The following is a 3,356-nucleotide window of genomic DNA, read 5'->3' as shown; positions in this document are numbered from 1 at the left end:
GCCCGCGCCCTGATGCCCCGCCCGGGCTTCTTCGCCCTCTGCGGCGAGCTGCTCAAGACCGCCGGCGGCCGGCTCTCCATCCCCCGCCACCTGGCGCCGCCGTGACCCGCTCCCGCCCGCTGATCGCGCAAGGTCCGGCCATAAAGACATGTTTATGTCTCGCCGCAAACGCTGGCCATCGCCCCCCACGGCATGGTATTGCGCGCCCGCATTCAGAACCCGAGGACGCCCACCCATGGCCGTTGCCGCCACCGCCGATTACGTCGTGAAGGACCTCTCCCTGGCCGATTGGGGCCGGAAGGAGATCGCCATGGCCGAGGACGAGATGCCCGGCCTCATGGCCGTCCGGCGCGAGTACGGCCCATCGCAGCCGCTCAAGGGCGCCCGCGTCGCCGGCTGCCTGCACATGACCATCCAGACCGCCGTGCTGATCGAGACGCTCAAGGCGCTGGGTGCCGACGTCCGCTGGTCCTCCTGCAACATCTTCTCGACGCAGGACCACGCCGCCGCCGCCATCGCTGCCGCCGGCACGCCGGTTTTCGCGGTGAAGGGCGAGACGCTCCCCGAGTACTGGTCCTACGTGAAGCGCACCCTGGAGTGGGCTGATGGCGGCGAGCCGAACGTCCTGCTGGACGACGGCGGCGACATGACGCTGCTGGTCCACCTCGGCCTCCGCGCCGAGCAGGGCGACGCCGCCTTCCTGGACGACCCCTCCAACGAGGAGGAAGAGGCGTTCTTCGCACTGATCAAAGACACGCTGAAGGGCAAGCCCGGCTGGTTCGCCAAGCTCGCCTCTTCCATCAAGGGCGTCTCCGAGGAGACGACGACGGGAGTCCACCGCCTGTACCAGATGGCCAAGGAAGGCCGCCTGCTCTTCCCGGCGATCAACGTCAACGACAGCGTCACCAAATCGAAGTTCGACAACCTCTACGGCTGCCGCGAGAGCCTGGTGGACGCCATCCGCCGCGGCACGGACGTGATGATGGCCGGCAAGGTCGCCATGGTCGCCGGCTTCGGCGACGTCGGCAAAGGCAGCGCGGCATCCCTCCGCAACGCCGGCTGCCGCGTCATGGTCAGCGAGGCCGACCCGATCTGCGCCCTCCAGGCGTCTATGGAGGGCTACGAGGTGGTGACGATGGAAGACGCCGCCCCGCGCGCCGACATCTTCGTCACCGCCACCGGCAACGTCGACGTCATCACGGTGGACCACATGCGCGCGATGAAGCACCGCGCCATCGTCTGCAACATCGGCCACTTCGACAGCGAGATCCAAGTCGCGGCGCTCAAGAACTTCAAGTGGGACAACGTGAAGCCACAGGTGGACGAGATCGAGTTCCCCGGCGGCAAGCGCATCATCCTTTTGTCCGAAGGCCGCCTGGTGAATCTCGGCAACGCCACCGGCCACCCGTCCTTCGTGATGTCCGCCAGCTTCACCAACCAGACGCTCGCCCAGATCGAGCTGTGGACCAACAACGCCCAGTACGAGCGCAAGGTCTACACGCTGCCGAAGCGCCTGGACGAGAAGGTCGCCGCCCTGCACCTGGAGAAGGTCGGCGCTAAGCTCACCAAGCTCTCCGCGCGCCAGGCTTCCTACATCGGCGTGGACCAGCAGGGCCCGTTCAAGAGCGAGCAGTACCGCTACTAGGGCGCAGCGGCGGCGGCGAACCCCATGAGTTCGCCGCCGGGCCCGTGGAAGCACAGCCGCAAGCCCGGCGGGAGCGCCGCCCCGCGCTCCCCCGCCTCGGCGCCGGAGACGGCGGCCAGCCCGCGCGGCCGCTCCGGCTGCGGCACGCCGTCGAACACCCCCACGGCCAGCGCCGCGGCGTGCAGGACGGCGAGCCCGGCCACGACCGCCCGCACGGGCAGCCCGCCGTCGCCATCCTCCGGGGCATCGCCGTACCGCACCGCCAGCGCCCTCCGAACACCGCTTCGGAGGTTGCGGGATGCGCCCGGCCGCGGCGGTGAGCGCGCGCACGGTCCGGGGAAGGGCCGGGCCCGGCGCTACCGGGCGGGCGGCGGCGCGGCGCCGGTCACGGCGGGCCGGCCGGCGCGGCCACGCCCGCCAACACCCTCGGCAGCGGCAACGCCGCCTCGCAGACCAGGCCCGGCCCTTCCCAGTTCCGCGCCACCGCGCCGCCGAGTTGCACGCGGAGCGTCGCTTCCAGCACGCGCGAGCCGAAGCCCCGGCGCTTGGGGGGCGCGGCCAGCGGCGGCCCGCCGGCCTCCTCCCAGCGCAGCCGCAACAGCCCCGCCGCGCCGTCCACCGACCAGGACAGCGAAACGCGGCCGCCCGGGGCGGAGAGCGCGCCGTGCTTGACGGCGTTGGTGGCCAGCTCGTGCAGCGCCATGGAGAGCGCCTGCGCGGCGCCCGGCGCGAGCGACACGGGCGGCCCGCGCAGCTCCGCGCGCGGCCCGTCCGCGAGGAAGGGGGCCAACTCGCCCGCGGCCAGCGCCCCCAGTTCCGCCCCGTCCCAGCGCCCTTCCGACAGGAGGGTGTGCGCGCGGGCGAGCGCCGAAACGCGCCCCTCGACGGCGCGGGCGAAGGCTTCAGTGTCGTCGCGCGGCGTCAGTCGCAGGGCCGCCTGCACCACGGCGAGCGCGTTCTTCGCCCGGTGGTCCAGCTCGCGCGCGAGCAGCGTTTGCCGCTCCTCGACGCGCCGGCGCTCCTTGACCTCGGCCTGGAGCGCCTCCGCCTCGGCCTCGGCGATGCGGGCCCGGGTCGCGGTCTCCTCCGCCGCCTTCCTGTCGCTGACGTCGCGCTGGACCGACACCCAGTGCGTGAACCAGCCGGTCTCGTCGGCCACCGGCACGATGCTGAGTTCGACCCAGAAGGTCGAGCCGTCCTTCTTGTAATTCAGCAGCTCGGCCACGACCGGCTCCCAGCGCGCCAGCGCGGCGTTCAGCCGCGCGAGCGCCGCGCGGTCGGTGCCCGGCCCTTGGAGGAGCCTCGGGGTGCGGCCGAGGATTTCGGATTCGGCGTAGCCGGTGGTCCGCGTGAAGGCCGCGTTGCAGTAGAGGATGCGCGGGCCGGGGAGGTCGATCGGCTCCGCTTCGGTGATGAGGATCGCGTCGTTGGCGTGGACCGCGACCGATTCGAGCAGGCGCAGGCGCTCCGCGCCCGCCCAGGCGGCCGAAGCCACACGGCGCAGTTCCTGCAACTCCAGCAGCGCGGCCAGTTGCGTCGCGTGGGCGCGGAGCACGTAGAACTGGGCCGCGCTGAGGCCGGCCGCCGCCCGCGCGGGGCGGTGGTCGGCCACGACGAGCACGCCGCGCACGGCGCCGCCGTCGCCCACGACGCGCGCTGCCGCGACGAAGGGAGGCGCGGTCGGGCCGTCCTCGCCGGCGAGCGCCGCGGC

The 3,356-nt window shown here is 72.7% G+C and carries 3 protein-coding genes; 1 reads left to right on the top strand and 2 read right to left on the bottom strand.

Features of this window, described 5'->3' with window-relative positions:
• Window positions 1–235 precede the first annotated feature (235 nt).
• The gene (gene ahcY / locus ABD067_RS20945; RefSeq protein WP_343897339.1) at window positions 236–1,645 is read left to right on the top strand and encodes an adenosylhomocysteinase; all 1,410 of its coding nucleotides are present in this window, start codon (window positions 236–238) and stop codon (window positions 1,643–1,645) included.
• On the opposite strand, the gene ABD067_RS20940 is transcribed toward ahcY, so the two are convergent.
• Entirely contained in the window at window positions 1,642–1,905 is a 264-nt protein-coding gene (locus ABD067_RS20940; RefSeq protein ID WP_343897338.1) for a hypothetical protein, read from the bottom strand. The genes ahcY and ABD067_RS20940 overlap by 4 nt on opposite strands.
• A 125-nt stretch (window positions 1,906–2,030) precedes the next feature.
• On the bottom strand, window positions 2,031–3,356 hold a 1,326-nt coding region (locus ABD067_RS20935; protein WP_343897337.1), incomplete at its 5' end, for an HWE histidine kinase domain-containing protein.

The sequence above is a fragment of the Craurococcus roseus genome, assembly GCF_039523795.1.
GTDB lineage: Bacteria > Pseudomonadota > Alphaproteobacteria > Acetobacterales > Acetobacteraceae > Craurococcus > Craurococcus roseus.
The sequence above is the reverse complement of the archived record's forward strand: the minus strand, read 5'-3'. Positions and strand labels throughout refer to the sequence as shown.

Bases quoted from the DNA above. Each gene is read 5' to 3' on its own strand.
- ahcY (WP_343897339.1), top strand. From the start codon at position 236: ATGGCCGTTGCCGCCACCGCCGATTACGTCGTGAAGGACCTCTCCCTG.